This window comes from Terrisporobacter muris, assembly GCF_024621905.1.
GTDB lineage: Bacteria > Bacillota > Clostridia > Peptostreptococcales > Peptostreptococcaceae > Terrisporobacter > Terrisporobacter muris.
This window is the reverse complement of record NZ_JANKBY010000361.1, coordinates 1-3,258: the sequence shown is the minus strand read 5'-3', so window position 1 is coordinate 3,258 and position 3,258 is coordinate 1. Positions and strand designations below refer to the sequence as shown.

General features: G+C 26.5%; 5 protein-coding genes. 3 read left to right on the top strand and 2 right to left on the bottom strand.

Annotated features, from left to right (window positions below):
- Nucleotides 1–28 precede the first annotated feature (28 nt).
- On the top strand, nt 29–1,558 hold the full coding sequence (gene cls, locus NSA58_RS17775) for a cardiolipin synthase (protein WP_039678827.1): 1,530 nt from the start codon (nt 29–31) through the stop codon (nt 1,556–1,558).
- Between the two features lie 158 nt (nt 1,559–1,716).
- Here cls and NSA58_RS17770 read toward each other — a convergent pair whose 3' ends face one another.
- Entirely contained in the window at nt 1,717–2,088 is a 372-nt protein-coding gene (locus tag NSA58_RS17770) for a hypothetical protein (RefSeq protein WP_039678828.1), read from the bottom strand.
- A 155-nt stretch (nt 2,089–2,243) separates the two neighbouring features.
- On the opposite strand from NSA58_RS17770, the gene NSA58_RS17765 reads away from it, so the two are divergent.
- Together NSA58_RS17765 and NSA58_RS17760 are read left to right on the top strand one after the other, a co-directional pair.
- The gene (locus tag NSA58_RS17765) at nt 2,244–2,459 is read left to right on the top strand and encodes an alpha/beta-type small acid-soluble spore protein (RefSeq protein ID WP_039678829.1); all 216 of its coding nucleotides are present in this window, start codon (nt 2,244–2,246) and stop codon (nt 2,457–2,459) included.
- Nucleotides 2,460–2,699: 240 nt separating this feature from the next.
- On the top strand, nt 2,700–3,134 hold the full coding sequence (locus NSA58_RS17760; protein WP_257560762.1) for a hypothetical protein: 435 nt from the start codon (nt 2,700–2,702) through the stop codon (nt 3,132–3,134).
- A 35-nt stretch (nt 3,135–3,169) separates the two neighbouring features.
- Here the strand turns inward: NSA58_RS17760 and NSA58_RS20925 are convergent.
- Nucleotides 3,170–3,258, bottom strand: an 89-nt coding sequence (locus NSA58_RS20925) for a nitrous oxide-stimulated promoter family protein (protein WP_257560717.1), incomplete at its 5' end; no start/stop codon positions are given.

Here is a 3,258-nt window from a genome sequence, read left to right as displayed (position 1 = left end):
TATATATAATTTTGAAGGGAGAGAGTTAATGAAAATATTAAGGTTTTTATTTAGCAGAATGGTAGTTGTTGGGTTAATGATTGCTATTCAACTTGGTATATTTTTATTTTTATTGATAAAATTTAGCCACTATTCAGCAATTGCATCAATTATATGTACTATAATAAGTGCACTAGCAGTACTTTGGATTATAAATAAAAATGATAATCCAGCCTATAAACTAGCTTGGATTATACCTATACTAATATTTAATATTACAGGAGGATTATTATATCTTTTAATAGGAAATAAAAAACCATCTAAAGATATGAGACTTCGCTTAGAGAAAGTTCAAGAAATAACTAGTAAATACCTAAAACAAAATCAAAAAGTATTAGAAGAAGTTGAGAAAGAAAATAAAACAGTATTTGGACATGTAAACTATATAAATTGTGCATCAGGATTCCCTATGTATAAAAACACAGAAGTTAAATATTATAGTGTGGGAGAAGATAATTACGAGGATTTAATTAAAGAATTAAAAAAGGCAAAAAGATATATATTTATGGAATATTTCATAATAGAAGAAGGCAAGATGTGGAATGGTATTTTAGAAATATTAGAACAAAAAGCTAAAGAAGGACTAGATGTAAGGCTAATGTATGATGATATGGGGTGTATATCACTTCTTCCTTATGGATATGATAAGGTTTTAGAGAAAAAAGGTATAAAATGTATTGCTTTTAATCCTTTTAAACCTTTATTATCCCTTGTAATGAATAATAGAGACCATCGTAAGATTACAGTTATAGATGGACATACAGGATTTACAGGAGGGATAAATTTAGCTGATGAATATATTAATGAAAAAATAAGATTTGGACATTGGAAGGATACAGGGGTCATGTTAAAGGGAGAAGGTGTATGGAACTTAACCATGATGTTTTTAGAAATGTGGAATTCTAATAGACAAACTGACGAAGAATTTTCTATTTATAAGCCAGAAGTTCATCAATTAGAAACTACAATAAGTGATGGATTTGTACAACCTTATGGAGACTCACCGTTAGATGAAGAAGTAGTAGGAGAGAATGTGTATTTAAATATTATAAATAGTGCAAAAAACTATGTATATATTTTTACACCGTATTTGATTATTGACAATGAAATTATGACAGCTCTTTGTTTAGCAGCTAAAAAGGGAGTAGATGTAAAGATAGTAACTCCAGGAATACCGGATAAAAAGACGGTATTTAAACTTACAAGGTCTTATTATCCTCAATTAATAAGAGCTGGTGTGAAAATATATGAATATACTCCAGGGTTTATTCATGCTAAAGTATTTATCTGTGATGATGAGATTGCAACAGTGGGAACAATAAACATGGATTATAGAAGTTTATACTTACATTTTGAGTGTGGAGTGTATTTATATAAATGTAAATGTTTAAGTGATATTAAAAAAGATGCATTAGATACAATTTCAAAAAGTAGGGAATTTTCTGATCAAGATATAAAAGATGGTAGAAGATATGCCTTATGGCAGGCGATACTTAGAGTATTTGCACCACTTATGTAGCGGTATCAATTGACAAATAAAGTGAATTTATATTAAAGATAAGAAATTTATAAAAAGTTTTATCTAAATAAAAGGGGAATTATTAAACTAAAGTATAACTAATAAAATACTCTCAGTAATAAATAAAAATTTATTACTGAGAGTATTAATTTTTTACTCTAATTAGATACTGGTAAAGTGATTTTTCCATTTTTGATTAAAGTTAATAAGTAAATTGCTTCCTCGCGAGCATAAATATCGTAAATGGTATCAGTATCGTAATCAACAACCATTTTTAAAGCATCGAGAACTCTATTACCTTTAATTATTTTCAATAATGATTCAACCCTATTATAAATATCTAAGATATTTTCATCAATTAATATAGGATCATATCTATGTATATCATATGTAAATTCATTTTTAGCTTGTCGATTAGATAAAAAACTTAAATTATTTAGGAATGTTTCCATATATAAACCAACAAACCAAGGACTGGCACTTTCAAAATTTTCAACCAATTCATCATCACTAAGATGTAGATTATTCATATTAGCACCTCCATTATGTTATTAATTATAGGATTTGCTATAAATTAATATTTGCATACATGTAAATCATGGTAAAAACAAAGAACCATAATTTTCAAAATAATAGAGTTATGAATTGAGAAAAATAATACTAAAAAGTATAATTGGAGGTTTTTATGGCTAATAAAATTGTAAATCCAAATGCAAGAGAAGCTTTAAATCAAATGAAAATGGAAATTGCAAATGAATTAGGTATGGAAGTTAATACATCAGGAGGCAATAAAACCTCTTATGCTAATGGTAAACAAGGTGGAAATTTGGGTGGACTAATGAGTAAAACCCTAGTAAACATGGGAAAAGAGGAATTGATTAGACAGTATTATAACAAATAGGTTAAAAAGACTGCATAAGCAGTCTTTTTTTTATTGTAAATTAACTTATTTACAGCAATATACATGTTAATTATTGACTATTCAACATATTTCCCATAGAATAACAATATGTTGATAGAAGTCAAGATATAAAACTATATATGATAAATACAACATAAAAAAATTGAGAAAATTATGTAGAAATAAATTGTATTTGTGTTACAATTTTATTGTAATGTACTTAAAAGGAAGGAGAAATATATGTTACGTACATCATTAGGCTATACTTTAGTCAGAACATTTCCAGAATGTGCGATAGTTTTAGTTGTTGGATGTTACTTTTTAAATTTAAAAATTTCAAAAATAACCTTATTAAAAAAGACATTAATGCTAGGGGTAATTCAAACATGTATTAGGATGTTACCAATTAGCTTTGGAATACATACGATTATAGGAATGGCTCTTGTTTTATTTGTATTAGTAGATATGTCAAAAAATACTTTTATTAATTGTATAATGGCTTTGTGTAAAATATTTTTATGTTTAATACTTAGTGAAGTTATTTATATATCTTTAATTACAAATATATTGTCAATTCCTAGAGGTATTTTAGTAGATAATTACAGTGTAATGAGTGCAATTTATACATTGCCATCTCTTATTATATTTGCTATATTAGCGTTTATAATGGAATAAAATAAAAACCTACCTAAAAAGGCAGGTTCTATTTATTATTCAAATATATGTTTTATAAATTGAATTGGGCTGTAAATTATAAGTCTAGGACCTGAAAACTTCATAACAGCTTTAACTTTTTCTT